General features: G+C 69.6%; 28 protein-coding genes and 1 tRNA gene. 16 read left to right on the forward strand and 13 right to left on the reverse strand.

Annotation, left to right across the window (positions count from 1 at the left end; genetic code table 11):
- Positions 1 to 73 precede the first annotated feature (73 nt).
- Positions 74 to 146 (reverse strand) — tRNA-Lys (locus tag AC07TY_RS13985).
- A 54-nt stretch (positions 147 to 200) separates the two neighbouring features.
- On the opposite strand from AC07TY_RS13985, the gene AC07TY_RS13990 reads away from it, so the two are divergent.
- From AC07TY_RS13990 to AC07TY_RS14000, 3 genes are all read left to right on the forward strand, one after another.
- Positions 201 to 833, forward strand: a complete 633-nt coding sequence (locus AC07TY_RS13990) for a DNA-directed RNA polymerase subunit beta (RefSeq protein ID WP_123507033.1) — start codon at positions 201 to 203, stop codon at positions 831 to 833.
- Positions 834 to 1,294: 461 nt separating this feature from the next.
- Positions 1,295 to 1,894 carry a sigma-70 family RNA polymerase sigma factor gene (locus AC07TY_RS13995; RefSeq protein ID WP_370454116.1) on the forward strand — a complete coding sequence of 200 codons (600 nt, stop codon included), beginning with the start codon at positions 1,295 to 1,297 and terminating at the stop codon, positions 1,892 to 1,894.
- The gene (locus AC07TY_RS14000; RefSeq protein ID WP_123507035.1) at positions 1,891 to 2,742 is read left to right on the forward strand and encodes an anti-sigma factor; all 852 of its coding nucleotides are present in this window, start codon (positions 1,891 to 1,893) and stop codon (positions 2,740 to 2,742) included. The genes AC07TY_RS13995 and AC07TY_RS14000 overlap by 4 nt, the downstream gene beginning before the upstream one ends.
- A 110-nt stretch (positions 2,743 to 2,852) precedes the next feature.
- On the opposite strand, the gene pstB is transcribed toward AC07TY_RS14000, so the two are convergent.
- The 6 genes from pstB to AC07TY_RS14030 all read right to left on the reverse strand — a co-directional run bounded on the left by pstB (position 2,853) and on the right by AC07TY_RS14030 (position 10,480).
- Positions 2,853 to 3,632: a phosphate ABC transporter ATP-binding protein PstB gene (gene pstB / locus AC07TY_RS14005; protein ID WP_123507036.1), complete on the reverse strand. Its 780-nt coding sequence runs from the start codon at positions 3,630 to 3,632 to the stop codon at positions 2,853 to 2,855.
- A 128-nt stretch (positions 3,633 to 3,760) separates the two neighbouring features.
- A complete protein-coding gene (pstA, locus tag AC07TY_RS14010; RefSeq protein WP_123507037.1) occupies positions 3,761 to 4,837 on the reverse strand; it encodes a phosphate ABC transporter permease PstA in 1,077 nt (358 codons plus the stop codon).
- A complete protein-coding gene (pstC, locus tag AC07TY_RS14015) occupies positions 4,837 to 5,796 on the reverse strand; it encodes a phosphate ABC transporter permease subunit PstC (RefSeq protein WP_123507038.1) in 960 nt (319 codons plus the stop codon). The genes pstA and pstC overlap by 1 nt, the downstream gene beginning before the upstream one ends.
- Before the next feature lie 144 nt (positions 5,797 to 5,940).
- Positions 5,941 to 7,038 (reverse strand): phosphate ABC transporter substrate-binding protein PstS, encoded by a 1,098-nt coding sequence (pstS, locus tag AC07TY_RS14020; RefSeq protein ID WP_123507039.1) that lies wholly within the window; start codon positions 7,036 to 7,038, stop codon positions 5,941 to 5,943.
- A gap of 293 nt (positions 7,039 to 7,331) precedes the next feature.
- Complete coding sequence (locus AC07TY_RS14025; RefSeq protein ID WP_488626760.1) at positions 7,332 to 8,303, reverse strand: NUDIX hydrolase; 972 nt, start codon at positions 8,301 to 8,303, stop codon at positions 7,332 to 7,334.
- A 2-nt stretch (positions 8,304 to 8,305) separates the two neighbouring features.
- Positions 8,306 to 10,480 carry an RNA degradosome polyphosphate kinase gene (locus AC07TY_RS14030; RefSeq protein ID WP_123507042.1) on the reverse strand — a complete coding sequence of 725 codons (2,175 nt, stop codon included), beginning with the start codon at positions 10,478 to 10,480 and terminating at the stop codon, positions 8,306 to 8,308.
- A 286-nt stretch (positions 10,481 to 10,766) separates the two neighbouring features.
- Between AC07TY_RS14030 and AC07TY_RS14035 the strand changes: the two genes are divergently transcribed.
- From AC07TY_RS14035 to AC07TY_RS14045, 3 genes are read left to right on the forward strand one after another with little or no spacing between them, the layout of a single operon-like run.
- Positions 10,767 to 11,240, forward strand: coding sequence for a hypothetical protein (locus AC07TY_RS14035; protein ID WP_494785709.1), 474 nt, complete (start codon positions 10,767 to 10,769; stop codon positions 11,238 to 11,240).
- A 40-nt stretch (positions 11,241 to 11,280) separates the two neighbouring features.
- A complete protein-coding gene (locus AC07TY_RS14040) occupies positions 11,281 to 11,508 on the forward strand; it encodes a hypothetical protein (RefSeq protein WP_494785710.1) in 228 nt (75 codons plus the stop codon).
- Between the two features lie 58 nt (positions 11,509 to 11,566).
- A complete protein-coding gene (locus tag AC07TY_RS14045; RefSeq protein ID WP_494785711.1) occupies positions 11,567 to 11,905 on the forward strand; it encodes a hypothetical protein in 339 nt (112 codons plus the stop codon).
- On the opposite strand, the gene AC07TY_RS14050 is transcribed toward AC07TY_RS14045, so the two are convergent.
- Positions 11,862 to 12,785 (reverse strand): GNAT family N-acetyltransferase, encoded by a 924-nt coding sequence (locus AC07TY_RS14050; protein WP_494785712.1) that lies wholly within the window; start codon positions 12,783 to 12,785, stop codon positions 11,862 to 11,864. The two genes, AC07TY_RS14045 and AC07TY_RS14050, sit on opposite strands and share 44 nt — an antisense overlap.
- On the reverse strand, positions 12,769 to 13,452 hold the full coding sequence (locus tag AC07TY_RS14055; protein WP_123507047.1) for a winged helix-turn-helix domain-containing protein: 684 nt from the start codon (positions 13,450 to 13,452) through the stop codon (positions 12,769 to 12,771). The genes AC07TY_RS14050 and AC07TY_RS14055 overlap by 17 nt, the downstream gene beginning before the upstream one ends.
- Positions 13,453 to 13,557: 105 nt before the next feature.
- Here AC07TY_RS14055 and AC07TY_RS14060 point away from each other — a divergent pair, with 105 nt between their 5' ends.
- From AC07TY_RS14060 to AC07TY_RS14075, 4 genes are all read left to right on the forward strand, one after another.
- The gene (locus AC07TY_RS14060) at positions 13,558 to 13,839 is read left to right on the forward strand and encodes a hypothetical protein (protein WP_148061228.1); all 282 of its coding nucleotides are present in this window, start codon (positions 13,558 to 13,560) and stop codon (positions 13,837 to 13,839) included.
- A gap of 165 nt (positions 13,840 to 14,004) precedes the next feature.
- Positions 14,005 to 14,610 (forward strand): nitrobindin family protein, encoded by a 606-nt coding sequence (locus AC07TY_RS14065; RefSeq protein WP_488625468.1) that lies wholly within the window; start codon positions 14,005 to 14,007, stop codon positions 14,608 to 14,610.
- Entirely contained in the window at positions 14,600 to 15,712 is a 1,113-nt protein-coding gene (gene ygfZ, locus AC07TY_RS14070) for a CAF17-like 4Fe-4S cluster assembly/insertion protein YgfZ (RefSeq protein WP_494785740.1), read from the forward strand. The genes AC07TY_RS14065 and ygfZ overlap by 11 nt, the downstream gene beginning before the upstream one ends.
- Before the next feature lie 2 nt (positions 15,713 to 15,714).
- The gene (locus AC07TY_RS14075; protein WP_494785713.1) at positions 15,715 to 16,794 is read left to right on the forward strand and encodes an FUSC family protein; all 1,080 of its coding nucleotides are present in this window, start codon (positions 15,715 to 15,717) and stop codon (positions 16,792 to 16,794) included.
- Positions 16,795 to 16,834: 40 nt separating this feature from the next.
- Here AC07TY_RS14075 and AC07TY_RS14080 read toward each other — a convergent pair whose 3' ends face one another.
- Complete coding sequence (locus tag AC07TY_RS14080; protein WP_494785741.1) at positions 16,835 to 17,644, reverse strand: class I SAM-dependent methyltransferase; 810 nt, start codon at positions 17,642 to 17,644, stop codon at positions 16,835 to 16,837.
- A 40-nt stretch (positions 17,645 to 17,684) separates the two neighbouring features.
- On the opposite strand from AC07TY_RS14080, the gene AC07TY_RS14085 reads away from it, so the two are divergent.
- The 4 genes from AC07TY_RS14085 to AC07TY_RS14100 all read left to right on the forward strand — a co-directional run bounded on the left by AC07TY_RS14085 (position 17,685) and on the right by AC07TY_RS14100 (position 19,782).
- Positions 17,685 to 18,434, forward strand: coding sequence for a phosphoglyceromutase (locus AC07TY_RS14085; RefSeq protein WP_494785714.1), 750 nt, complete (start codon positions 17,685 to 17,687; stop codon positions 18,432 to 18,434).
- A 68-nt stretch (positions 18,435 to 18,502) separates the two neighbouring features.
- Positions 18,503 to 18,667 carry a hypothetical protein gene (locus tag AC07TY_RS14090; protein WP_494785715.1) on the forward strand — a complete coding sequence of 55 codons (165 nt, stop codon included), beginning with the start codon at positions 18,503 to 18,505 and terminating at the stop codon, positions 18,665 to 18,667.
- Positions 18,668 to 19,432, forward strand: a complete 765-nt coding sequence (locus tag AC07TY_RS14095; RefSeq protein WP_494785716.1) for a hypothetical protein — start codon at positions 18,668 to 18,670, stop codon at positions 19,430 to 19,432. It begins immediately after the preceding gene.
- Complete coding sequence (locus AC07TY_RS14100; protein ID WP_494785717.1) at positions 19,429 to 19,782, forward strand: GntR family transcriptional regulator; 354 nt, start codon at positions 19,429 to 19,431, stop codon at positions 19,780 to 19,782. The genes AC07TY_RS14095 and AC07TY_RS14100 overlap by 4 nt, the downstream gene beginning before the upstream one ends.
- A gap of 242 nt (positions 19,783 to 20,024) precedes the next feature.
- Here the strand turns inward: AC07TY_RS14100 and AC07TY_RS14105 are convergent, their stop codons facing one another.
- Complete coding sequence (locus tag AC07TY_RS14105; protein ID WP_494785718.1) at positions 20,025 to 20,375, reverse strand: hypothetical protein; 351 nt, start codon at positions 20,373 to 20,375, stop codon at positions 20,025 to 20,027.
- Between the two features lie 16 nt (positions 20,376 to 20,391).
- Complete coding sequence (locus AC07TY_RS14110) at positions 20,392 to 21,558, reverse strand: PspC domain-containing protein (RefSeq protein WP_494785719.1); 1,167 nt, start codon at positions 21,556 to 21,558, stop codon at positions 20,392 to 20,394.
- 113 nt (positions 21,559 to 21,671) lie between these two features.
- On the opposite strand from AC07TY_RS14110, the gene AC07TY_RS14115 reads away from it, so the two are divergent.
- Positions 21,672 to 22,841 (forward strand): ATP-binding protein, encoded by a 1,170-nt coding sequence (locus tag AC07TY_RS14115; protein WP_494785720.1) that lies wholly within the window; start codon positions 21,672 to 21,674, stop codon positions 22,839 to 22,841.
- Positions 22,838 to 23,527 (forward strand): LuxR C-terminal-related transcriptional regulator, encoded by a 690-nt coding sequence (locus AC07TY_RS14120; RefSeq protein ID WP_494785721.1) that lies wholly within the window; start codon positions 22,838 to 22,840, stop codon positions 23,525 to 23,527. Before AC07TY_RS14115 ends, AC07TY_RS14120 begins: the two co-directional genes overlap by 4 nt.
- A gap of 180 nt (positions 23,528 to 23,707) precedes the next feature.
- Here the strand turns inward: AC07TY_RS14120 and AC07TY_RS14125 are convergent, their stop codons facing one another.
- Entirely contained in the window at positions 23,708 to 24,127 is a 420-nt protein-coding gene (locus AC07TY_RS14125) for a hypothetical protein (protein WP_488625475.1), read from the reverse strand.
- Positions 24,128 to 24,326: the final 199 nt, after the last annotated feature.

Below are 24,326 nucleotides of genomic sequence, written 5' to 3' on the forward strand. Positions count from 1 at the left end.
CAGCGGGCGACAGACCCGGCGGACGGCCCCGCAGCTGTCTGAGAAGGCAACGTCGCCGCCGTTACGATACGAGTGGGCCCCGTGGGGCTCGAACCCACGACCAACGGATTAAAAGTCCGATGCTCTACCGACTGAGCTAGAGGCCCGTGCAGTCATCAAGCCTAGCAACCTCGTGGGCGACCAGGCGTACCCTTGGGCGAGTGCCCCCACGCGACTTCCACCGCCCCACGCAGTTCGCCGGCCACGAGTTCGAGGCGTTCCAGGGCGGCGACGACCCGGCCGTCATGCACCGCGTCGCCCACGAGTCGGCCGCGGCCCTCCTGGCTCGCGTCCGCAACGACCCGACGCCCGAGATCCTCGACCGCCTGGTCGCCTTCACCGACTCGCATGGGATCGACGCGCTCGCTGAGCTGTGGGCTGGCGCGACCCCGCACAGCCTGCCCGGCGCGCTCTGGCGCATCTACCTGCTGCGCGCCGTGATCCGCCAGAGCCCGGACGACATCACCTACCTGTTCGAGCGCGGCTCCCGCATCAGCGCGACCATCGACCCGATCGTGGCGGGTGCGCCGATGCCGGCCAGCCCGGAAGAGATCCTCGAGCTCGCCGACCGTATCCTGCGCGGCGTTTTCGAGGGCGACTTCGGCCTCGCTCTCGAGCGCGGCGCCGCCTTCGCCCGTCTGGCGGCGTCGGGTGCGGCCAGCGTCGCCGACGACCTCGACGTCATCGAGCCCGACCGCTCCGTCGAGCTCACCCGTCGCGCGCTCCGCCTCACCGAGCTGGCGACCGACCTGCACGCCTGCTCGGCCCGGTGGCGCGACGGCAGCCTGGATTAGACGGCAGCCTCGACAAGACGAGCAGCCTCGACAAGACGGCAGGACACACGCCCGGCTATTCCCGAGTTCGCTCTGTGCGGACTCCCCGGCCCGCGGTCGAGGTTCTCGCTACAGTGGATGTCGCCGGGCCGCAGCAAACCCCGGGCTCCAAAATTAGCCGCTTCGAGCGGCCTCGCGCCGAGAGGCGTTTCTGCGGCCCGGCGCTTTCTCGCTAACGAGGTCTTTCAAGAAACCTCCCAGGCAGGCCAAACCCCCTGGGCCGCGGTGCCGAACACCTTGCGAGAGAACAACCCGCAAACATCTCCACCAGGCGCTAATCGGACTCCCTAGGTCCGGTTCACCGAGGTGGTCCTCTCGCACGCACCCGGGCTCCGGCCATCCCAGACGGCGTTCGTGCGGGAGGGCCACCTCAGTACCAGCGCCGACAACCACGACAAGTGCGGATGGAGGTGCAACCTGACATGCTGGAGCTTGTGAGCCGAGATATGGATGATCCCGGGCGTGACACGGGAGTCCCGCCGACTCCCGAGGCACTCCTCGAGCGAGTTGCCGAAGGCGACCGCGACGCTTTCGCGCAGTTGTACGACATGACGGCACCCCGCGTGCTGGGCTTGATCAAGCGACTCTTGAAAGACCACTCGCAGTCCGAAGAGGTCACCCAGGAGGTGTTCCTCGAGATCTGGCAGACCGCGACCCGCTTCGACCACAACAAGGGCGGGGCCTCGAGCTGGATGCTCACGATGGCCCACCGCCGAGCGGTCGACCGCGTGCGGGCCAGCCAGTCGAGCCGCGACCGCGACACCAAGATCGGAATCCGCGACTTCGAGACCGATTACGACTCGGTCACCGAGCAGGTCGAGATCCGCATCGAGCACGAGCGGGTCGAGCGAGCGCTCGGCCGCCTGACGGAGCTGCAGCGACAGGCTGTGACTCTCGCCTACTACGGGGGCTTCTCGCACAGCGAGGTCTCCGACATGCTTCACGTTCCCATCGGCACGGTGAAGACCCGACTCCGCGACGGCATGATCCGCCTTCGCGACGAACTAGGAGTGGCGTCATGAGCAAGCACAGCTCGACGTCCGGCGGCGGCCCCATGAACCCTGACATCGACACCCTTTCCGGCGCATATGCGCTCAACGCCCTCGACGAGGCCGAGCGCGAAGCGTTCGAAGCCCGCCTCGCGGACGACCCCGACCTCAGACAGGAGACCGCCGAGTTGACCGACACGGCCCTGCTCCTCGGCTACGCCGTCGAGCCCATCACTCCTTCGCCGGCTCTCCGTGCGAGCGTCCTCGACCTCATCGGCTCGACGCCGCAGCTGCCCCGGCTCTCCGCTCCCGACGTCACGGATGTGGCGCAGGAACGCCGGCCCGCCGCCGACGCCCCCGCCGCATCGACCGAGGCCGAGATCCTCGAGCCCATCCCGCTGGCGCGTCAGCGCTGGTTCATGCGTCCCGGCGTGCTCCTCATCGGCGCAGCCGCAGCCGTCGGCCTGTTCTTCGGCGGCGTGGGCATGGCCAACCAGTTCACCCCGTCTCCGTCGACGAGCAGCGCTCCGATCGCGGCCGGCGACGTCGGCGCGATCCTGGCCGCGAGCGACGTGCAGCACACGGCGTCCGACCTCTCGACAGGCGGCAAGGCGACCCTGTACTGGTCGAACGACCTCCAGCGCTCGGCTGTCGTCGTCAACGGCGCCACGGCCCTGCCCTCGGGCAAGACCTACCAGCTCTGGTACATCAAGGGCTCCGATGTCAAGTCGGCCGGCACCATGGCCGTCAACGGCAACTCCGTGACGCAGGTGCTCCAGGGCGACCTGCAGAAGGGCGACACCGTGGGCATCACGGTCGAGCCTGCCGGAGGGTCGAAGCAGCCGACCTCGACGCCGGTGGTCGCGCTGCAGAGCGCTTAGCCGCCGCCAGGAAGTTCCTGCGCCTCTCTGAGTGTGAGGGAGCGCAACCGCAAAAGGCGTGAGCCCCAGTCACACGACTGGGGCTCACGCCTTTGGCGCGTGGCCGCCGATCAGCCGAAGCGGCCCGAGACGTAGTCTTCGGTGGCCTGGACCGACGGGTTCGAGAACATCGTCGCAGTGTCGTTGTACTCGATGAGCTTGCCCGGCTTGCCGGTGCCCGCGATGTTGAAGAACGCGGTCTTGTCGCTGACGCGCGAGGCCTGCTGCATGTTGTGGGTCACGATGACGATCGTGTACTGCTGCTTGAGCTCCTCGATGAGGTCCTCGATGGCGAGGGTCGAGATCGGGTCGAGGGCTGAGCAGGGCTCGTCCATGAGGATCACGTCGGGCGAGACGGCGACGGCGCGCGCGATGCAGAGGCGCTGCTGCTGACCGCCCGAGAGGCCGGAGCCGGGCTTGTCGAGGCGGTCCTTGACCTCGTTCCAGAGGTTGGCGCCGGTCAGCGACTTCTCGACGAGCTCGTCGGCCTCGACCTTGCCCATGCGGCGGTTGTTGAGCTTCACGCCGGCGAGGACGTTCTCGCGGATCGACATCGTCGGGAAGGGGTTCGGGCGCTGGAAGACCATGCCCACCTGGCGGCGCACGAGCACCGGGTCGACGCCCTCGCCGTACAGGTCGTTGCCGTCGATGAGCACCTCGCCCTCGACGTAGGCGCCGGGGATGACCTCGTGCATGCGGTTGAGGGTGCGGAGGAAGGTCGACTTGCCGCAGCCGGACGGACCGATGAACGCCGTGACGGTGCGGGGCTCGATGGTGATGTTGACGTCTTCGACAGCGCGGAACTTGCTGTAGTAGACGTTGAGGTCTTTGACTTCGATGCGCTTGGACACGGTTTCCTTAGTCGAGGTTGCTGGCTAGCGGAGGCTGTTGCTTCCGCTGTCTAGCGGAGGCTGTTGTTTCCGCTGTCTAGCGGAGGCTGTTGCTTCCGCTGTCTAGCGGAGGCTGTTGCTTCCGCTGTCTAGCGGAGCTTGGGAGAGAAGAGGCGGCCGATCAGGCGAGCGAGGAGGTTCAGCGCCATGACGATCAGGATGAGCACCAGGGCGCCCGTCCAGGCGCGCTCGAGGAACGGCGTCGCGTCAGGACCCTGGTTCGCGTACTGCGTGTAGACGAAGACGGGGAGCGTCATCATGCGGTCACTGAAGAGGTCGTAGTTCATGCTCGTCGTGAAGCCCGTGGTGATCAGCAGCGGCGCGGTCTCGCCGATGACGCGCGAGATGGCGAGCATGACGCCTGTCGTGAGGCCGGCGATCGACGTGGGCAGGATGATCTTCACGATCGTGAGCCATTTCGGCACGCCGAGGGCGTAGCTGGCCTCGCGCAGCTCGTTCGGCACGATCTTGAGGATCTCCTCCGACGACCGGACGACGACCGGGATCATCAGGACGCTGAGCGCGACCGAGCCGACGATGCCGGCGCGGATCGAGGGGCCGGCGAAGAGGGCGAAGAGCGAGTAGGCGAAGAGCCCGGCGACGATCGACGGGATGCCCGTCATGACGTCGACGAAGAAGGTGATGGCGCGGGCCAGGCGACCGCGGCCGTACTCGACCAGGTAGATCGAGGTGAGCAGTCCGATCGGGATCGAGATGAGCGCGGCGAAGGCGGTGACCTCGAGGGTTCCGACGATGGCGTGGACCGCGCCGCCGCCGGCGCCGATGACGTTGCGCATCGACTCGTTGAAGTAGGCGGAGTCGAACCGTGCGACGCCTCGCGAGATGACCGTGTAGATCAGCGAGATCAGCGGCAGCAGCGTGATGATGAAGGCCGTCGTCACCAGCGAGGTGACGAGGCGGTCCTTCGCCTTGCGACCGCCCTCGACCACCATCGAGATGACGACGATGAGGATGTCGAAGAGGATCGTGCCGAAGAAGAAGGCTCCCACCACGTTGAAGTCCGTGGTCGTGCCGGATGCCTGCAGAAGAGCGAAGACGCCGATGAAGATGAGCCAGCTGACGATGAGCAGGCCCCACGGTGCGCCCTTGGGGAGCTTCCCGGCGGTCAGGGTGTTCGCGCTGGTGTTGCGGACGGCGACCGACATCAGTTGGCTCCCGAGAAGGCCTTGCGGCGGTTGACGATGAATCGCGCGGCCATGTTGACCAGCAGCGTGATAACGAAGAGGACGAGGCCGGACGCGATGAGCGTGTTCAAGGCGACGCCCTGGGCCTCGGGGAACTGCGTCGCGATGTTCGCCGCGATGGTGTTCGGGTTCTGGCTCGTCAGCAGGAAGACGTTGATCACCGTCGCCGGCGACAGGACGATGGCGATGGCGAGGGTCTCGCCGAGCGCGCGACCGAGCCCGAGCATGATGCCCGACACCATGCCGGAGCGGGCGAACGGCAGGACGGCCATCTGGATCATCTCCCAGCGCGTCGCGCCGAGGGCCAGAGCGGCCTCTTCGTGGAGGCGCGGGGCCTGGAGGAAGATCTCGCGCATGACCGCGGTCATGATCGGCAGGATCATCACGGCCAACACGATGGCGGCGGTGAGGATCGTCTTGCCGGTGCCCGACACCGGACCCTGGAAGAGCGGGATCCAGCCCAGTGTGTTGACCAGTGTCGTGTAGAACGGCTGGATGAACTTGGCCAGGACGAGCACGCCCCAGAGGCCGAACACGACGGAGGGGACGGCCGCCAGGAGGTCGATGATGTAGCCGAGCAGCTGGCTGATCCGGCGCGGCGCGTAGTGCGAGATGAAGAGCGCGATGCCGATCGAGAGCGGGGTCGCGATAATGAGCGCGAGCAGGGCCGCCCAGACGGTGCCGAAGACCAGCGGGCCGACGTAGACCCAGAAGTTGGCCGCGTCGTTCGGGATCTGGCCCGGCTTCGCCGTCAGCGCCGGGAGGCTCTGGACGATCAGGAAGACAGCGGTCGCAGCCAGCACGACCAGGATCAGGGAGCCGGACAGCACGGTCGCGAGCGAGAACACCCGGTCGCCGATCCGGATGACCGCCTTCGGGGGAGTGGCGGTCTTCGTGGGGCTTTCCGCGGAAGCGGTCATGAAGTGAAATCCTGCTCTGGCCGGGGGCCGCATGACTGTCGGGTGGTGAAGCGCGTTGGGCGAATGCCAGGTGAATCAGAGGAGGTCCGGGTCGCAGCCGCGGGGGCCGCGACCCGGACCAGGTGATGCTGGGTGGAGCGGGTGCTACTTGATCGTCGCAGCGGCGGTCGCGACCTTGGCAGCGAGGTCGCTGTCGAGGGGAGCGGAACCGGCCTGAGCAGCGGCGGCCTTCTGGCCGGCGTCGCTCGCGGCGTAGGTGGCGTAGGCCTTGACCAGGTCGCCCTTGGCGCTGTCCTTGTACGTGTCGCAGGCGATCATGTACGAGACCAGGACCATCGGCCAGTCGCCCGAGTCCGTGAGGGTGCGGTCGATGTTGATGGCGAGGTCGTTGTCGGCGCGGCCCTCGACGAGCGGCGACTTCGCGACGACAGCGGCAGCACCGTCGGCGCTGATCTTGGTGGCGGTGCCACCGACGACGAGCTGCGACACCGAGAGGCCGGTTGCGGCCGACTCGTCGATGTAGGTGATCGAGTTCTTCGAGTTCTTCGTGGCGTCGGCGACACCCGAGGTGCCCTTGGCCGCGTCACCCACCGAGTAGGGGAAGGTCTGCGAAGCGGGCTTCGTCCAGACCGACTTCGCCTCGGCGGCGAGGTACTCGGTGAAGTTCTGCGTGGTGCCCGAGTCGTCGGAGCGGTGCACGACCGTGATGGAGGCACTGGGCAGCGTCGCGTCGGGGTTCAGCTTGGTGATCGCCGAGTCGTTCCACTTGGTGATCTTGCCGCTGAAGATGCCGGCGATGGTGTCGGCGTCGAGGATGAGGTCCTTGAGGCCGTCGACGTTGTACGCGACGGCGATCGGGGAGATGTAGACGGGGAGGTCGATGGCCTTCGAGTCGGCTGCGCAGCCGGCGAAGGTCGACTTGATCTCGTCGTCCGAGAGAGCGGCGTCGGAGCCGGCGAAGTCGGCGGCACCCGAGATGAAGCTGGTGCGCCCGGCGCCGGAACCCTGCGGGTCGTAGTTGACGGTGACGCCGGTTCCGTTGGCCTCCTGGAAGCCTGCGGCCCAGGTGGTCTCGGCGACGCCCTGGGCGGACGAGCCGATGCCGTTGATGGTGCCGGAGAGGCTGGTTCCGCCGCTCGACGAGCTGCCGGGGGCGGCATCCTCGTTCGAGGCGCAGGAGGAGAGCGCGATGGTGCCGACGAGGGCGATGGCGGCGATGCTGCCAACTCGCTTGATGTTCACAGATTTCCTTTCGGGGAAGTCGTGTCGTGATGCTGGACCTGCTCGTCGCATCGCAGTGCCTCAGGCGCTGGACCTCGTCGAGCATCGGGCCGGTGCTGACCCGCGAGCGAGGCTACGTTTGCGCGTTAACGACGTTCGTCCGATTGGGTGAACGGAAGGTTAACGCCGGGGGAACAAGCGCCGGGCATCGCGGCTTCGAGGCCGCCGCGGAGTAATGAGCCGTTCACGGTCCGCCTCGTCGCGATGAGCGCGGGCGCGGGGCCCGAATTGGGCGCAGGAACTCGGGGTGGTCGCTAGACGGTCGGACCGTGCGTCTCGACGGCGACCAGCGTGCCGTCCGAGTGCGCGACGTGCAGCACGGTGTAGTCGGCCAGCCCCAACGACGCGTACTGCCTCAGATCGAGGCGGTGGCCGCCGCGCGTCTGCGACGCCACCTGGCGGATGATCTCGGGCAGCACGGGTCCGTGGCTGCAGAGCACGGCGTCGACCTGCTTCTTGAGGCGCTTCTTCACGGCGCCGGCGATGTCATCGGTGCCGGACTCGTAGGCGTCCTGGCTGATCGCATCACTGTCCTTCACGCCGACGCGCGTCGCCGTCGACAGGGGCTCGACCGTCGCGAGGCACCGGGCGGCCGTGCTGCTGACGATCTTCCGGGGGCGCCAGGCCGCGATACCGGGCGCGACGCTCCTCGCCTGTTTGCGGCCGGCGGGAAGCAGGGGCCGCGTCGAGTCGCTCCCGGCCCATTCGCCGGGCGAGATGGCCTTCGCGTGGCGAAGGGCGACGATCGCGAACGTCCTGGCCTGGTCGGCAGCGACGCGGTCGGCGAAGCGATCGAGGATCTCGGCGTCGCGCTCGTAGGTGAGCTGGTGGCGGGCCTTGGCGATCGGGACCCACTCGATCCGTGCCACCTCGTCGTTCGGTGCGAAGACGCCGGCGGCGGCATGCTGCTCGTCGGTCACCTCGGCCGCCCAGTAGTGGACGACCTTGTCGCGCCCTCCGGGCAGCAGGTACTCGGCTGTGCCGAGGGGGGCGCCGAGGCCGACGCGGTAGCCCGTCTCTTCGGCGATCTCGCGCACGGCGGCTTGCGGGGTGGACTCGCCGGGATCGACCTTGCCCTTCGGGAAGGAGACGTCGTGGCGGTGGTCGCGGTGGATCAGCAGCACCCGGACCTTGCCCTCCACCATGCGCCAGCACACGGCTCCCGCGGCGACGACGGTGGTCGCCGAGGAGCGCGCGCCGGGGTGGACCGTCGAAGCGTCTCGCATGCTCACCGGGCGGAGCGCCTTCTCTTGCTGATCTGCCGCATGAGGCCGTCTTGCATGTCGGAGAGGATCTGGCCGTCGTCACCGCGCGCGTGCCTGGTCCACTCGCCGTCCGGCGTGAGGTGCCAGGAGGTGGTCTCGGGCGACATGGCGAGGTCGAAGAGCGCGGAGATCTCGGCCAGGTGGTCGTCCTGTACGAGGCGGACCAGGACCTCGACGCGACGGTCGAGGTTGCGATGCATCATGTCGGCGCTGCCGATGTAGACCTGGGGGTCGCCCTCGTTGTGGAACCAGAACAGGCGGGAGTGCTCGAGGTAGCGGCCCAGGATGGAGCGGACGCGGATGTTCTCGCTGAGACCGGGGATGCCCGCCTTCAGCGCGCAGATGCCGCGCACCCAGATGTCGATCGGCACCCCGGCGTTGCTCGCGTGGTAAAGCGCGTCGATGATCTCCTCGTCGACCATCGAGTTGATCTTGATGCGGATGCCCGAGGGCTTGCCCGCGGCGGCGTTCTCGGCCTCGACGGCGATGCGCTTGATGAGCCCCTTGCGCAGGTGGAGCGGTGCGACGAGGAGGCGCTTGAACTTCTTCTCGATCGCGTAGCCCGACAGCTCGTTGAACAGGCGCGTGACGTCTTTGCCGACCTGATCGTCGGCGGTGAAGAGGCCGAGGTCTTCGTAGATGCGGCTCGTCTTGGGGTTGTAGTTGCCCGTGCCGATGTGCGTGTAGTGACGCAGCCGGCCGTCTTTCTCCTGGCGGATGACGAGGGCGAGCTTGCAGTGCGTCTTCAGGCCGACGAGTCCGTAGACGACGTGGACGCCGGCCTTCTCGAGCTTGCGGGCCCAGGTGATGTTGTTCTGCTCGTCGAAGCGGGCCTTGATCTCGACCAGGGCCAGCACCTGCTTGCCGGCCTCGGCGGCGTCGATGAGCGCCTCGATGATCGGGCTGTCACCCGACGTCCGGTAGAGCGTCTGCTTGATGGCGAGCACGTTGGGGTCGGCGGCGGCCTGCTCCAGGAAGGCCTGGACGCTCGTCGCGAAGGACTCGTAGGGGTGGTGCACCAGCACGTCGCGTCGGCCGATGCTCGCGAAGATGTCGGGCTTCATGTTGGGCTCGGTCGGGAGCAGCTGGACGGCAGTGGTCGGCAGGTGCTTGGCGAAGTGGAGCTCGGGGTTCGTGATCTTGGCGATCTCGAACAGACCGGCGAGGTCGAGCGGCGCCGGGAGGCGGTAGACCTCCTGGTCGGTGATGTCGAGCTCGCGGACGAGGAGCTCGAGCGTCACGGGATCCATGTCTTCAGTGATCTCGAGACGGATCGGCGGACCGAAACGACGGCGCAGGAGCTCTTTCTCGAGGGCCTGGATGAGGTTCTCGGACTCGTCCTCGTCGATCTCGACGTCTTCGTTTCGCGTGACGCGGAAGACGTGGTGCTCGATGATCTCCATGCCCGGGAAGAGGTCTTGGAGGTGGTTCGCGATGAGGTCTTCGAGGGGGATGAACCGCAGGCGGCCGCTCGAGTCGTCGGGGAGCTGCACGAACCGCGGGAGCACCTGGGGCACCTTGAGGCGCGCGAACTCCTGCTTCTCGTTCTTCGGGTTGCGGACGCGAACAGCGAGGTTCAGCGACAGGCCGGAGATGTAGGGGAAGGGGTGCGCCGGGTCGACCGCGAGCGGCATGAGCACGGGGAAGATCTGGTTCGAGAACACGTCGTGCATGGTCGCGCGGTCGGCCTCGGCGAGGTCGGACCACATCTCGACATGAATGCCGGCGGTGTCGAGGTCGGGCTTGATGGAGTCCTGGAAGGCCGCCGCGTGCCGGGCCTGCAGGGCGTACGCCTTGCGGTTGATCGAGGCCAGGACGTCTTTCGGGGCCGTGCCGATGTTGGTGGGCACCGCGAGGCCGGTCGAGATGCGGCGCTTGAGACCGGCGACGCGCACCATGAAGAACTCGTCGAGGTTGCTGGCGAAGATGGCGGCGAAGTTGGCCCGCTCGAGAAGCGGCGTCGTGGGGTCTTCGGCGAGCTCCAGAACGCGCTGGTTGAACGCCAGCCAGCTGATCTCGCGGTCGAGGAAGCGGTCGGTGGGCAGGGTGCCATCGCCGTCGAACGAGACGATGTCGTCGAAGTCGTCCATGAGGTCGTTGCTCACGGCTGCGCCGTCAACGTAGGGTTCGCTGTCCATTGCTCAATCCTGCCACCCGCCGGTGCCCGACCGTGCGGCCGAGCGTGAACTGTTGGTAACTCCGGCCGCATTGCGGTGAAATCCGTGTGTGATGTATTAATGAATGGCCTCAGGGGGATTGAGAGGGGTTGTGAAGAGCAGGATCGTTGCCAGACTCGCGGTTGTCGGGGTTCTCGTCGGGGCGAATGCGCTGCCGGCCTCTGCCGCTGATGGGGAGCCGAGGAGTGGGCGCGCCACAGAAGTGGATTCGGCTTGCAAGCAGGCCGTGGTCGAGGTGGGGGGATCGATGACGGAGGTCGCGAGCGTCTGCTCCGTCGTGACGGAGTCGACGTCTGGCCCCACGATCGTCGTCGATGCGTCCGAGCTCGACGACGTCGTGGTCGACGCGGACCAGACTGGCTTCCCTCGCGCCGTCAAAGCCGGCACGGTCCGCTCGAAGGCGTGGAGTCAGACGAAGTACGGCGGGACGTACAAGGAGATTCACAAGGGCACGTTCTACTACGACGGGGCGAGGGCCTGGTCGAAGGAGCAGACGTACCGAGGCAAGAAAGGATCGCACTCCTGCGGTGTCGCCGGCAGCTGGGGCTTCGGGGTGAACGTTGCTACGGTCGCCTGCACTCAGCCGCGTTCCGGCGCGAACGTCGTGAACCGCGAGACCTACAAGGTGCAGGCGGTGGCGAACGGCAGTCCGATCAACTGGACGCTGGCGATGTCCATGATGCTGAAGGCCAACGGAACGATGACGAGCCGTGCGTCCTGAGGCAGTGCCGGTCGGGAAGGTCGCCGTGGACGGTCGTGCGGTGGCCCTATTCGTTCTGGGAATCATCGTCTTTGGCGCCATCGTCCCGGGCGGGGGTCTTCTGGTCGCGCTCGCCGCGCGCTTCACGACTGTGCGTCAGTCGAAGCGCGCGATGGTGATGCTCTGGGTGGTTGCCGGAGTCATCACGGCCATTCCGGTCATCACGATGATCAGCTTCGCGTTTCCACCCGTAGCAACCGTCGGCCCGGAGGTCGTGGTCAGTGATTGACATAGGTCTCGCCGATCGGCTCCCCGACTGGGAAACGGGTGGCCCTTCGTCCCGACGCATGTCTCCCAGAATCGATCGCGTCTTCGTTGTCGTCTGCGCTCTCCTGATCGCGATCGGAGTCGTGGTGGTCGTCGGCATGGTGCTGGCAGCGGTCGCCTTCGTGAACGGCACGAGCATCGGCATCCCGCTCGTCGCGACCTTCGATGGCGTTCGAGATGTCAGCGCGACGCCCACGGTCACCATCACCGGATCGGGGGTCGCCGTCGGCGTGGTGGCGATCGTCCTTGCTCTTCCGCTCGGGATCGTCGCCCTGCAGTACCCCGACGAAGTGCCGGGGCGGGCGGGCGGCGAGGTCAGCGGGCGAGGGAGTACTGCACGTCGATCGCGTGGTCGGTGAAGCCGCGGGTCGCGTAGAGGCCGAGGGCCGCGTCGTTGTCGCCCTCGACGTAGAGGGACGCGGTCGCGACGCCGCGCGCCGCCAGGCGTGCCAGGCCGGCGTCGACCACTGCTCCTCCGAGATGCTCGCCCTGGTGATCCGGGGAGACACCCACGGCATAGAACTCGCCGATGGGCGCAGCGAACTCGCCGATGGGCCCAGCGAACTTGCCGATGGGCGCAGCGAACTCGCCGATGGGCGCGGCGAACTCGCCGATGGGCGCGGTGAACTCGTCGACCGAGGCGTCCGGCTCCACCTTCAGCCAGGCGAACGCCACGAGCTCGTCGCCGAGCGAGAGGAGGAGGAAGTCGTCGGCGTCGAACCACTCCTCGGCCATTCGCGCATCGAGGTCGAGCTGCGTCAGGGAGCCCTGCTCGGGGTGCGAGGCGAACGCGCGGGCGTTGAGCTCGAGCCAGGCGGTGTCGTCGGCGCCGGGGCGGAACGCTCGGACGGTGGTGCCGCCAGGGAGTTCCTGCGCCGTGAATCCCGAAGGGACGGAGGCGCGCTGCTGGAGGAGCCGACGCGTGGGGGTGAACCCGAACCCCTCGGCGAGACGGCGCGCACCCGGGTGGTCGCCGTGCGCCCAGACGGCGAGCGGGCCGGTGGTCGCGTCGAGCACGGAGTGGAGCAGGGCGGTTCCGAGGCCCCTGCCGCGCGCGGACGGACGCACGACGAGCTCGGCTTCGCCCGGGCGCAGGATCGCGGCAGCGTCGTCGCCGCCGATCACGCGGGCGTCGCCCGAGCGCGCCTCGACCAGTGCCTGGTCGGAGAAAGGAGGAGCGCCGTCCGCCGCCGCCGCCTCGGCGGCCAGCGTCGTCAGCGCACTATGAGGTGAGGACATCTCGCTGGTCGTCGTCGTAGACGTTGAAGCGATAGCCGACGTTTCGCACGGTGCCGATCAGCGACTCGAGGTCGCCGAGCTTGGCGCGAAGGCGCCGAACGTGGACGTCGACGGTGCGGGTGCCGCCGAAGTAGTCGTAGCCCCACACCTCGCTGAGCAGCTGCTCGCGCGTGAAGACCCGCGAGGGGTGCGTCGCGAAGAAGCGGAGGAGCTCGAACTCTTTGAAGGTGAGGTCGAGCGGGCGGCCGTGGACCTTGGCCGAGTAGCTGGCCTCGTCGATCACGACGCCGGAGGCCTGGATCTTGGAGCCCGACTGGCTCTGCGCGAGGCGGCCGGTGACGAGGCGGATGCGCGCATCGACCTCGGCGGGGCCGGCCGACTCGAGGATGACGTCGTCGACGCCCCACTCGGAGTTGACGGCGGTGAGGCCGCCCTCGGTGAGCACCAGGACAAGGGGAACGGTGACGCCGGTGGTGCGAAGGATCTTGCAGAGCGCCTTGGCGCTGGAGAGGTCGGTGCGGGCGTCGACGAAGATGAGGTCGCTCGACGGGGCGTTCACGAGGTGCGCGGGCTCTGCGGGGATCTGCCGGGTGCGGTGGCTGAGGAGAGCCAGCGCCGGAAGGACTTCAGACGTACCGGAAGAGGTCAGGACCAAGAGCTGCGCCACACGACCTCCAGTAGATGTACTCTCGACGATTCTAAGTCACGCCGAACTTGCCCCCGATAACCCTAGTGGGTGCCCGCAAGGCTCGAGTGGGGGAGGATGGTGGTCGTGGAAACCATCTCGCGCCGCACCCGTCTCCGTCTCGCCACGACGATTCCGGTCTGGTGCGTCGCTCTCGCGGGGGCGATCGTGGTCGGTCTGACGGTCAAGGGCGACGGGTTCCTGACCTGGCTGCCTCTGGTGCTCGGGGCCTCGATCCTGGTGACGTTCTGCCTGCAGCTGGCGACGCGGGAGAAGGACGGCCTCGTCGACCGCACGATGCTGAGCCTGAGCGGCAGTCTCGTGGTGCTGGGAATCGCGACCGGAGTCCTCGCTCTTCTCTCGCTCTGACGGGGGTCGCGGGTAGCATGGAGCCTATGGACTCGCTGCTTCCCCTCGAGATGTTCTACATCGGCCTGCTCGTACTGGCCTCCCTCTGCATCGCCTTCGTCGCGGTCACCGTTCTGGTCAAGCTGTTCAAAGGACAGCGCTAGTGGCCCCTGAAATCGGCGCCGCATGATCGACATCCCCACCGATCTGCCGGCCGAGCTCGTGCCCCTGTCGTGGCTCCTCGGCGTCTGGGAAGGCACCGGAGTCGTCGACTACAAGACGGGCGACGACCCCGATTCGCGACGCACCCACGAGTTCGGGCAGCGCGTGAGCTTCAGCCACGACGGCCTGCCGTTCCTCAACTACAGCTCGTACAGCTGGCTGCTCGACGACGAGCGCACGCCGCTGGTGAGCGAGACCGGCTACTGGCGGCTCGACCGCCCCGCCGAAGAGGGCGACCGCGGTCCCGGCATGCTCCCGGGCGTCGGCATTCAGCCCTTCACGACCGCTCGCGCCGTCGAGGTCCTGCGCACCCCGGACGACGGCTTCAACCTCGAGGTGTCGCTGGTGCACCCGACGGGTGTCAACGAGCTCTACCTCGGCCGGGTCAAGGGCCCGCGCATCGACCTCTCGACCGACGCCGTCGTGCGGTCGAGCCACGCCAAAGAGTATTCGGCGGCCACCCGCATGTACGGCCTCGTCGACAACCACCTCCTCTGGGCGTGGGACGTAGCGGCGCTCGGCCATGAGCTCCGCACCCATGCATCGGGGCGGCTCGCTCATGTCGACTGACGCGTCGACCAGCACTCCCTCTCCGTTCTCCACCCGGCCCGGCTTCGTCGCCGACGAGGCGACGGGTGTCGCCGCGCACTTCGGCAATCCGCTGGTGGAGCAGAGGGCGCTGGGCGCCGGCACCGCGGTCGTCCAGGTGCCGTCCCGGGGTTTGATCACGGTCACCGGCCCGGACCGCCTCTCGTGGCTCGACTCGCTCACCAGCCAGAGCCTCAAGAGGCTGGCTCCCGGTGTCTCGACCGAGACGCTCCTCCTCGATCCCTCGGGCCGTGTCGAGCACGCTGCCGGTGTCGTCGACGACGGCGAGACGACGTGGCTCCTCGTCGACGCGGCTGCCGTCGAGTCGTTCGCCGTCTGGCTCGACCGGATGCGATTCATGCTCCGCGTCGAGGTTGCCGACCGCAGCGCCGACTTCGCCGTGCTCGGCTCGTTCGGCGAGCTCGGGCTTCCCGCCGCCGCGCCGTCGGGCGTCCCGCTCGTCTGGCTCGACCCGTGGGCGTCCATCGCGGTCGGCGGCGTGGGCTACTCCGACGCCGCCACCCACCCCGCGCGCGACTGGTCGTATCGCGAGACCGTCGTGAGCCCCGAGTCGCTGGCCGAGGTCGCGGCGTCCGGCGTGCCCGTGGCCGGTTCGCTCGCCCTCGAGGCGCTCCGCGTCGCCGCCTGGCGGCCCAGCCTCGTGCACGAGCGCGACGAGCGCACGATCCCCCACGAGCTCGACTGGCTCCGGTCGGCCGTCCACCTCGACAAGGGCTGCTACCGCGGCCAGGAGACCGTCGCGAAGGTGCACAACCTGGGGCACCCGCCGCGACGCCTCGTGATGCTGCACCTCGACGGCTCCGACACCGTGCTGCCGGCGCCGGGATCCCCCGTCTTCGCCGGTGAGAACGAGGTCGGCTCGATCACGTCGAGCGCGATCCACTTCGAGCTGGGCCCGATCGCGCTGGCTGTCGTCAAGCGGACGGTCGACGTGAGCGCGCAGCTCGTCGTGCGCGCCGACGGCATCGAGATCGCGGCCGCGCAGGAGGTCATCGTGCCTCCCGAGGCCGGTGCCGCCGCGGGTGTCCCGCGTCTGCCGCGCCTGGGAGCCGTGCGGCGCTGACCGTGCGCGTCCCGTTCTTCTCGCGTACCGATCTCGTCACCTCCCTCGCCCGGGTCCGGTCGTCGATCCCGGCGATAATCCAGATCGTCCTCGCCGCGGGCGCGGCCTACGCCATCACGCACTACGGAATCGGGCACGCCATCCCGATCCTGGCCGTGACGGTCACCATCTCGTCGCTCGGGTTCGCCCGCGACGCACGCCCCCGGCGGGTGCTCGAGAATGCGATCGGCGTCGTCATCGGCATCGCCCTGAGCGAGCTGCTGCTCATCGCGTTCGGCAAGGGCGTCTGGCAGTACGGCGTCGTGCTGCTCGCCGCGCTCGTGATCGCCAGGTTCTTCTCGGCGTCGAGCGCGTTCGCGGTGGCGGCAGCGACCCAGTCGATGTTCGTGATGCTGCTGCCGGATCCTGCGGGAGGGCCCTTCACCCGGTCGCTCGACGGCCTGGTCGGAGGCGCCGTCGCGATCGCTGTCACGGCGATCATCCCGCGTGACCCGATCGGCCTCGCTCGCGCCGACGCCCGCCGTCTCTTCGCCGAGCTCGAGCCCGCCTTCGCCGCGATCGTCGCCGCTCTGCGGCATGACGACGTGCGCCGGGCCGACGCGGCGCTCGACCGGCTGCGGGCGACGCAGCCGCTTCTCGACGACTGGGCGGCGACCCTCGGAACGGCGCAGTCGATCTCGCGCATCTCGCCCTTCCTGAGGCGGCGGCTCCCTGCCGTGACCGAGGAGGCCCGCCTCCTGCGCTACCTCGACCTCGCCGTCCGCAACCTGCGGGTCGTCACGCGCCGAATCGACACGACGATCGGCGACGGCCGACGACGTCCCGAGCTGGCCGACCTCGTCTCGCGGATCGCCGTCGCGACCCAGGTGCTGGGGGAGTCGCTCGCCGACGTCGAGAAGCGGCCCGCTGCCCGTGACGCGCTGGAGGCCGTCGGCGGCCGGCTCGACCCGGCTCTCGTCCTGCCCGGAGCGCCGGTCGGCGAGACCGTGCTCGTGCTGATGCTGCGCCCGCTCGTCATCGACCTGCTCATGGCGACGGGGATGGCGCACGACGACGCCCGCGGGCGTCTGCCGGCGCTCTAGCCGGCGTCCGGCCCGGCGAGCACGGGGGTTGAGCTGGCCGCTACTGCGCCCCCGGCGGCAGGGTCGCAGCAGTCGGCGCGACCGAGGCCCACGGCACCGTGATCTCGCCGAGACGCCAGCGGGTGCGGCCGTGCAGCACGGGCCAGCCCCCGTCGCGCATGGCATCGACGGTGGCGAGCCACCGCTGCACCGGCGAGTAGACGGCGAGCCCGGCGTTGTACTGCCAGTTCCGGCTCAGGTCGTCGAGGAAGGCGTGCACACGCTCACCCTCGACATTGCGGTGGATCAGCGCCTTGGGAAGCCGCTCGGCGATGATCGACGGAGTCTCGAGCGACGCCAGGTGCAGCGAGGCAGTGAAGGTGCGCGGGCCGTCGGCGGTGAGGTCGATCCAGCTCGCGACCCGGCCGACCTCGTTGCAGGTGCCCTCGACGAGCACCCCGTCAGGAGCCAGGCGCGACGTCATGAGGTCCCAGGCGGCGGGGACGTCTGCTTCGGAGTACTGCCGCAGCACGTTGAACGCGCGGATCACTGCGGGCCGCCGGTCGCCGTCGAGCGGCACCTCGAAGCCGCCGAGCCGGAACGACACCCCGGGCCTCGCCGACAGCGATGCCGTCGCCACGCGCTCCGGCTCGATCTCGATGCCGATCACCTCGACGTCGTCGCGCACCCGCGAGAGGCGCTGGTGCAGCTCGAGCGGAGTCGTCGCGCTGGCACCGTAGCCGAGGTCGACCACGAGCGGATCAGGGGAGCGCAGGAACTCGGGAAGCGCGGCGATCCACCGATCGATGCGGCGAAGACGGTTCGCGCCCGTCGTCCCCCGTGTGACCTGACCGATCGGCATGGCACCCATCGTAAGACGGCGTCGCCTGCCGAGAGGCGGCGATAGGATCGTGGCCATGACTTCGACCCTCATCCTCCTCAGGCACGGCAACAGCGAGTGGAACCAGAAGAACCTCTTCACCGGGTGGGTCGACGTCCGCCTGAGTGAGCAGGGTATCGCCGAGGCGAAGCGCGCCGGCGAGCTTCTCCGCGAAGCCGACCTGCTGCCCGACATCCTCTACACATCGCGCCTGACCCGGGCGATCCAGACCGCTGACATCGCTCTCGAAGAGATTGACCGCCTCTGGATCGACGTCAAGCGATCCTGGCGTCTGAACGAGCGTCACTACGGCGCCCTCCAGGGCAAAGACAAGGCGCAGACCCTCGAGGAGTACGGCCCCGAGCAGTTCCAGACCTGGCGCCGCTCGTTCGACGTGCCGCCGCCGCCGCTCGATGACGACAGCGAGTTCTCGCAGGCGCACGACAAGCGCTACGCCGAGCTCGGGATCAACGCTCCCCGCACGGAGTCTCTCGCACTCGTCATCGAGCGCATGATCCCCTACTGGGAGAGCGACATCACGGAGAGCCTGGCCGCCGGCGACGTCGTGCTGGTCACTGCGCACGGCAACTCGCTGCGCGCGCTGGTCAAGCACCTCGACGGCATCTCGGACGACGAGATCGCCGAGCTGAACATCCCCACCGGCATCCCGCTCGTCTACGAGCTCGACGACGACTTCCACCCGACCGGCCCGGGCAGGTACCTCGACCCCGAGGCCGCTGCCGCCGGTGCTGCCGCTGTCGCCGCGCAGGGCAAGAAGTAGGGCGAACATCTGCAGTGTTGCTTTTGTAGCAACGCATTGAGACAATCATCGCTACAAAGGAGTGGTCGATGAGTCTTTTCTTCGTGGCAGAGTGCGTCATCCTGGGCGGCCTGCTGGTGGGCACGGCGGTGCTCTCGCGAGTTCCTGCGTTCCAGACCTGGCGGATCGGCAAGCTCGCCGAACGCGTCGGGCTCGGCGTGCCCGACGAGCTCGACGGCATGATCCGCGACTGAGTGGCCTCGCGGCTCCTGGCCAGCAGCATCGGCGGTGTCATCGGGCTGGTGCCCGGCGTGTTCTTCTCGTGGGGCTACGGCTGGACCCGCGGCGACATGAACGAGCAGCTGGTCGCCCTGTACGTCGTGCTTGCGGGCTCCGCCACCGGGACGGCCCTGGGAACGGCGTGGGCGGCGCTACGGGCCGAGACGCGACTCGACGATCGACCGCGAATCGCTCGCGCCGACGTGGTGACGATCTCGGACTACATCGTCTCTCTGCTCAGAGGGCTGGCCTGGGCGGTCGTGGTGCTCGCCGCGGTGACCGTCGCCGTGGTCCGCTGGCAGCAGGGCGCGCTGCGAGGCCCGGGCCTCAGCGTCGGGCCGGGCGAGGTCCTGGTGGTGATCGCCGTCGCGTGCCTGATCCTGTTCGAAGTGCTCGGCCGCCGACTCGTACGGCGGGGGCGTCCGTCGACCTCCACCGACGAGCTCGTCTGGAACGACGCTCTCACCTCGTCGGCTCTCCGCGACATGCTCTACGCGCCCGTGCTCGCGGTCGGCCTCGGCTCGTACTGGACGGTGATCACGCCGGGCCCGGCGAGCCCGTCGGGCCTGTCGATCGGAGTGGCGCTGTCTCTTCTGGGCGTGTACGCGGTGTTCGCCTGGATCTACCGGTCGACCCCGACCTGGTACCTCACGCAGCTGTGGCCGAACGCGCGGCGCGGAACGCCGGAGGAGCGTCAAGCGCGTCGGGAACGCGAGAGCGCCCAGGCGCGGCACGCATGATCATCCTCGACCCGCGGTCGCCGGTACCGCCCTTCGAGCAGCTGCGCCTCCAGCTCGCCGAGCAGGTGCGGGACGGCACCCTCCCCATGAGCCAGCGACTGCCGACGGTGCGCCGCCTTGCCGAGGACCTCGGGATCGCTCCCAACACGGTGGCGCGCGCCTACCGAGAGCTCGAAGCCGACGGGTTCGTCGAGACACGCGGACGCAACGGGACGGTCGTGCGGGCTCAGGGCGAGGTCGCCGCGCAGCAGGCCCAGGAGGCCGCTCAGGCCTACGCGGAGAGGATCGCGCGGCTCGGCGTCTCGCAGGCCGATGCGCTCCGGTTCGTGACGGGGGCGCTCGGCGCCTGACCCGGGTGCGCCAGGCCGGGGTGCGCCAGGCCTGGCCGTCCTAGGCCCGGACACGCTAGGCCCCCTGATCCGGGCTGAGCACCCGTCCGCGGGCGGGTCCGGTGGCCGGTTCGGAGGGTTCAGCCCGGTTCGGAGGGTTCAGCCCGGTTCGGAGGGTTCGGCCCGGTTCGGAGGGTTCGGCCCGGATCGGAGAGTTCAGGCGGGGCGGAGGGTCGGCGAGCGGAAGTTCAGCGAGCGGAGGCTCAGCGCGGCCGCTGAGCTCGCGCGATCGCGCCGAGCACGCCGGTCACGAGCAGCAGTGCCCCGAGCGCGACGACCGCCACGAGGCCGGCCCCCCACGGGCCGAGGCTCTGCGCCCAGACGGCGAAGGAGTAGCGGGAGGCGTCGCTCGACAGCACGCTCATGACGGTGATGCCGAGGGCGGCGAACACGGCGCCCCAGACGATCCCGGCCCAGCGGACCCGGGGGAGCGCCGGAGTCGAGGGGGCCGGAGTCGAGGGGGCGGGCGGGGCGGCGAACGGGGTGGCGGGTTCTGAAGCCGGGCCCGAGGGCCCTTCGCCCGACGGCGTAGCCGGAGTGCTGGTGTCGTTCATGATGATCGCTTTCGGTTCAGTACGTGAAGTAGAGCGAGTAGCCGCGACCGATGAAGGTCGTGCCGAGGAGCAGCATCGCGGTGACCACGGTCAGCACGATGGCGAAGAACGCCAGGACGCCGCTCCGTCGTTTCAGGGCACCGGCGACAATCATCGCCACGCCGACGACGACCGTCGCTGCGGCCGTGCCGACCGCCGCCTCCCAGCCGCGGACCCCGGGCATCGACCAGCCCACCGCCACGCCGATCGCACCGGCCATCAGGGCGAGTCCGAGCGTGATCGCAACGAAGGAGCCGCTGATGCGCGGGTTGGCGATGCGGTCGAGTCGGGCCCGCTCGAAGGCCTCGGCGCTGCGCGCCGCAGCTTCGGCGTTCCGCTGCTCGCGGGCGGCGCGGTTGGAGTCGGCCTGCCGGTCCTTCCACTCGTCGTAGCGGGCGCGCCACTCGTCCTGCCGTGCGCGCCACTCGTCGACGGCGGCCGGGGTCGCGCCGGCCGCGGGACGAGGTGGTGCGGTCGGTGCGGCGCCCGCCGGCTCCTTGTCGAGGAAGCTGGCCGCCATGGTCCGGGCGTCCGCGGCCGCCGCAGCAGCTGCGGCCGGCGCAGCAGAGTCCGGAGCAGCGGGGGCCGAAGCGCTGGACGGTGCGTCCTGAGAAGCCGACGCCCCCCACGAGCGGCCGTTCCACCCCGCTCGCCGCGTCGCCCAGACGACGAGCCACACGATGGCTCCGATGACCAGGGCGCTCCAGAAGACGCGCCCCAGGCTGTCGACCCAGCCGATGCTGCTGCCGAACGGCCAGGCGGCCGCCCACCACACGCCCTGCGCCAACGGCAGGAACGACAGCAGCACGAACACGATCACGCCGGCCGTCGCCGCCTCGAACACACCGCCGATGAGGGTCTGCAGATGGATCCGGTCGACCTCGTCGGGGAGCAGGAGCCAGGCGATCGCGTAGACGAGGAAGGCGGGCCCGCCGAGGAGTGCGACGACGACGGCGATGCCGCGGACGATGAGCGGGTCGATGCCGAGGCGCGCGGCGATCCCGCCGCAGACGCCGCCGACCCAGGCGTCGCCACGGACGATCCCGAGGCGCCGCACCCAGTCGAAGAAGCCCTGGCCGGGAGTCGGCGCGGGTCGTCCGGAGGTCGAGGCCCCCGGGGACGGAGAGGAGGTGTGATCTGACATGCTCCGATGGTGGCCCCGCGTCGCGGTCCCCGCTATGGGGTGACACCCTGATCGCACCCTGAGATCCGGCCCCGAGCCCCCGATGACCAGCCCGCGGATGGTTTGATTCTGGGGTGACCACTCCGACCCCTCGATCCGCGCGCGTGGTGACGCGTCCGCGCGAGTGCGTCGTGAGCGGGGTCAGCGCCGGAGTCGCCGAGCACCTCGGCTGGAGCCCGTCCGCGGTGCGGTGGGCCTTCGTGCTGTCGAACCTCGCCGCCGGGGCGGGCGTCCTGCTCTACCTGTGGCTGTGGGCGCTGACGCCCGTCCGTCCCGGCGATACGACGCCGACCCGGACGGTCTCCGTCCCGGCGCTTCTCGTCGCATCCGCAGCGGTGCTCGTGGCGGGGGCGTTCGGGGTGACCCTTACGGCCGGCACGACGTCGGCGTTCGGGGTGACGGTGCCGCTGGCGGTCGCGCTGGGACTCGGCGCGGTCGGGTGGTCGCGGTCGATCGAGCCGCCGCTGACGGGGGAGGGGCGGCGGTCGGCGCAGTTCCTGCGCGTCGGGGTCTTCGGTGGTCTCGTGCTGGTGGCAGTGCTGCTGGCGGCGACCGCGACACTGCCGCGGGCGGGGTGGCTGTGGCTGCTGGTCGCCGTGGTCGCCGCTGCCGCCGCGGCCGTCGCCGTGGGGCCGCAGGTGCTCACGCTGCGTCGAGATGCCGCCGACCGCCGCACCGCGGTTGTCCGCGACGAGCAGCGCGCCGAGATGGCCGCGCACCTGCACGATTCGGTGCTGCAGACGCTGGCGCTGATCCAGAACCGGGCGGGCGCCTCGAGCGAGGTGGCGCGCATCGCCCGGGCGCAGGAACGCGAGCTCCGCGACTGGCTCTACGCCGGCGCGACCTCCTCCGGGCGCGACCTGGCCGGAGAGCTCCGCGAGTTCGCCGCCGCCCTGGAGCTCGACTACGCCGTGCGCATCGAGGTCGTCGTGGTCGGCGACACGAGCGAGCTCGGCACCGGCGAGCTTGCCGCGGCCGCCCGCGAGGCCATGTTCAATGCCGCGCGCCACGCCGGCGGCGAGGTGTCGGTCTACCTCGAGAGCACGCGGGCCTCGGTCGACGTCTTCGTGCGCGATCGCGGCCCCGGATTCCGGCTCGACGACGTGCCCGAAGACCGCCTCGGCGTGCGGGAGTCGATACTGGGTCGCATGCGCCGCGCCGGCGGAACCGCCCGCGTGCGGCCGGGCGCGGGCGGCGTGGGCACCGAAGTGCAGCTCCATCTCGAGAAGGCAGACGACGAATGACCGACGCGCAGGAACTCCCCGGCGCCGACCAGGCCCCGCGCATCTCGGTGCTCATCGTCGACGACCACTCCATCTTCCGGTCGGGACTCCGCGCCGACCTCGATCCCGACCTCGACGTCCTCGCCGAGGCCGCCGACGTGCCGACCGCCGTCGAGGAGATCCTGGTGCGGAAGCCCGACGTCGTGCTGCTCGACGTGCATCTTCCCGGAGGGCAGGGCGGTGGAGGGGCCGAGGTGCTGAAGCGGACGGTGTCGCGGGTTCCCGGCACGCGCTTCCTGGCGCTGAGCGTCTCGGACTCGGCAGAGGACGTCGTCGGGGTCATCCGGGGCGGCGCCCGCGGGTGCATCACGAAGACCAGCTCGGGTGCCGAGGTGAGTGCCGCCGTGCGTGCGGTCGCCGGGGGAGACGCCGTGTTCTCGCCGCGGCTGGCGGGCTTCGTGCTCGACGCCTTCGGGGCCGCGAGCGGCGAGCAGGCTGACGCGGCCGACGAGCTCGACCGCCTTTCGGCCCGCGAGCGCGAGGTGATGCGCCTCATCGCGCGCGGCTACGCCTACAAGGAGGTCGCGAGCGAGCTGTTCATCTCGATCAAGACCGTCGAGACGCACGTGTCGAGCGTGCTGCGCAAGCTGCAGCTCTCGTCGCGCCATGAGCTGACGGCGTGGGCGCTGGAGCGGCGGCTGCTGTAGCTCCGCCCGCCCCGCCCGCTCCGCCGCGCCCGTCCCGCCCGCCCGCTCCGCTCGACCCTCGAGATCGGCCTGAACAGGTGTCCGGGGACTATCGCTGGCGCCGATCGGGAGGCTTCAGCGCCTCCGCGTTGCCGCGCTGCCGCAGTTCAGCGGCTCAGCGGCGCGGGTCGCGGGCGGCAGCTAGACGAACAGGGCGCTGATCTGCTGCACGAGGGCGTCCATGTCGACGGTCGCTACATCGTCGACCTCGACGAGCGGCGTGATGTCCAGTGCGCCGCCGGCCGGGCCGCACCACACCTCGACGACGCGGGGGGCTCCGGCCGTCGCGATGCCGGCGCGAACGGTCTCGGCGTCGTCGGCCGTGAGGGTCGCGTCGACGATCACGCCCGCCTCGATGAGCCCAGCCGTCCGCCACACGGTCTCGACGCCGAGCGTGCGCACGGCCTCACGCGGTGCCACCGGGCCGGTCTGCTTCGTGATCGCCTCCTGAACGACGGACGGGTCGAGCACGGGGCACCCGAGCAGGATTCCGAGCGCGCGGGCGATCTCGGTCTTGCGGGGATCGGGGGTGCCGTTGACGATGATTGCGACCTGGGCCATGGGTCAATCCTGCCGGATGTGCCGGCGCTCTTCGCGCCGGCGTGCGCCGCGTCCTGTCCGCGTCGGTCGGCGTCCGCGAGGTGGCCTCCCGCGTCGGGTCGGCGTCCGCGAAGCGACGGCGGGGGCCACCTCGGCCGTGCGCCGTGCCCCGACGCCTTCGCGAACCGGGTAGCGGTAGAACCTTCCACGCCCCGCGGCG

The sequence above is a fragment of the Frondihabitans sp. GW821-FHT04F02 genome, from assembly GCF_059420045.1.

Coding starts and splice junctions, on each gene's coding strand:
- AC07TY_RS14030 (WP_123507042.1), bottom strand. CDS start 10,480: ATGGACAGCGAACCCTACGTTGACGGCGCAGCCGTGAGCAACGACCTC.
- AC07TY_RS14025 (WP_488626760.1), bottom strand. CDS start 8,303: ATGCGAGACGCTTCGACGGTCCACCCCGGCGCGCGCTCCTCGGCGACC.
- AC07TY_RS14000 (WP_123507035.1), top strand. CDS start 1,891: ATGAGCAAGCACAGCTCGACGTCCGGCGGCGGCCCCATGAACCCTGAC.
- pstC (WP_123507038.1), bottom strand. CDS start 5,796: ATGACCGCTTCCGCGGAAAGCCCCACGAAGACCGCCACTCCCCCGAAG.
- AC07TY_RS14050 (WP_494785712.1), bottom strand. CDS start 12,785: ATGTCCTCACCTCATAGTGCGCTGACGACGCTGGCCGCCGAGGCGGCG.
- AC07TY_RS14110 (WP_494785719.1), bottom strand. CDS start 21,558: ATGTCAGATCACACCTCCTCTCCGTCCCCGGGGGCCTCGACCTCCGGA.
- AC07TY_RS14105 (WP_494785718.1), bottom strand. CDS start 20,375: ATGAACGACACCAGCACTCCGGCTACGCCGTCGGGCGAAGGGCCCTCG.
- AC07TY_RS14120 (WP_494785721.1), top strand. CDS start 22,838: ATGACCGACGCGCAGGAACTCCCCGGCGCCGACCAGGCCCCGCGCATC.
- pstA (WP_123507037.1), bottom strand. CDS start 4,837: ATGTCGGTCGCCGTCCGCAACACCAGCGCGAACACCCTGACCGCCGGG.
- AC07TY_RS14125 (WP_488625475.1), bottom strand. CDS start 24,127: ATGGCCCAGGTCGCAATCATCGTCAACGGCACCCCCGATCCCCGCAAG.
- ygfZ (WP_494785740.1), top strand. CDS start 14,600: ATGTCGACTGACGCGTCGACCAGCACTCCCTCTCCGTTCTCCACCCGG.
- AC07TY_RS14100 (WP_494785717.1), top strand. CDS start 19,429: ATGATCATCCTCGACCCGCGGTCGCCGGTACCGCCCTTCGAGCAGCTG.
- AC07TY_RS14090 (WP_494785715.1), top strand. CDS start 18,503: ATGAGTCTTTTCTTCGTGGCAGAGTGCGTCATCCTGGGCGGCCTGCTG.
- AC07TY_RS14035 (WP_494785709.1), top strand. CDS start 10,767: ATGACGGAGGTCGCGAGCGTCTGCTCCGTCGTGACGGAGTCGACGTCT.
- AC07TY_RS13995 (WP_370454116.1), top strand. CDS start 1,295: ATGCTGGAGCTTGTGAGCCGAGATATGGATGATCCCGGGCGTGACACG.
- AC07TY_RS14065 (WP_488625468.1), top strand. CDS start 14,005: ATGATCGACATCCCCACCGATCTGCCGGCCGAGCTCGTGCCCCTGTCG.
- AC07TY_RS14045 (WP_494785711.1), top strand. CDS start 11,567: ATGTCTCCCAGAATCGATCGCGTCTTCGTTGTCGTCTGCGCTCTCCTG.
- AC07TY_RS14080 (WP_494785741.1), bottom strand. CDS start 17,644: ATGGGTGCCATGCCGATCGGTCAGGTCACACGGGGGACGACGGGCGCG.